At 63.0% G+C, this 755-nt stretch carries 2 protein-coding genes; both read right to left on the reverse strand.

What is annotated here, in order from left to right:
* A partial coding sequence (locus CUC53_RS18695; protein ID WP_157798348.1) for an alpha/beta fold hydrolase occupies positions 1–296 on the reverse strand: 296 nt, incomplete at its 3' end.
* On the reverse strand, positions 256–755 hold a 500-nt coding region (locus CUC53_RS18700), incomplete at its 5' end, for a thiamine pyrophosphate-binding protein (protein ID WP_236757979.1). The genes CUC53_RS18700 and CUC53_RS18695, both read right to left, overlap by 41 nt.

The following is a 755-nucleotide window of genomic DNA, read 5'->3' on the forward strand; positions in this document are numbered from 1 at the left end:
GCGTGGTAGAGGGCCAGTCGCCCCCCCAGCGAATAACCCGCCAGCAGATAGCGCTCAATGTTGCGGCTGGCCAGCTCGGCAACCAGCCACTGGTGGCTCTGTTCAAAACCATCGACGGTCAGCGTGCAATGGCTGCCGTGCCCCGGCAGATCGAGGGCGATGCAGTGGATGGCGGGCAGCCGGTCGATCACCGGTTGCCAGTCGCCACTATCCCCCAGCAGACCGTGCAGCAGCACCAGCGGCACATGGGCATTTTTATTTGCCACGGATGGCAGCTCCCAGCGCCTTGAGATCATCGGCTACCTGCTCGCTCGGTACCCGGATCTCGATCAAGGTAACGCCATGTTTGAGGGCCGCGCGGTAATCGCGTTCGAACTCAGCCAGGGTGGTCGGCGCGCGATAGGCGAGGCCAAACATCGCGGCAGCATGTGCAAACTCAAGGCCATGGGGTAGCCGGTAGTAGCGCTCTAGCAGTTCCCCTTCGGTGGGCACCGGCAACATACGGAAAATACTGCCGCCATCGTTGTTGAGCAGGATCACCACCAGCGGTCGGCTCGCCTTGCCAAGCAGGGCGAGGCTGTTGAGATCGTGCAAGGCGCTGAGATCGCCAAGCAGCAGGGTAGTGGGCTCATCACTGCCTGGCGCGATCGATTGGGCAAACCCGTAGGCGGTGGCGATCAGGCCATCAATGCCGGAGGCGCCACGGTTGGTCATCACCCGGCTCGGCCCCTTGCCGGTTTCGCCGAGCATATCCA

The organism is Aeromonas cavernicola, from assembly GCF_002795305.1.
Classification (GTDB): domain Bacteria; phylum Pseudomonadota; class Gammaproteobacteria; order Enterobacterales; family Aeromonadaceae; genus Aeromonas; species Aeromonas cavernicola.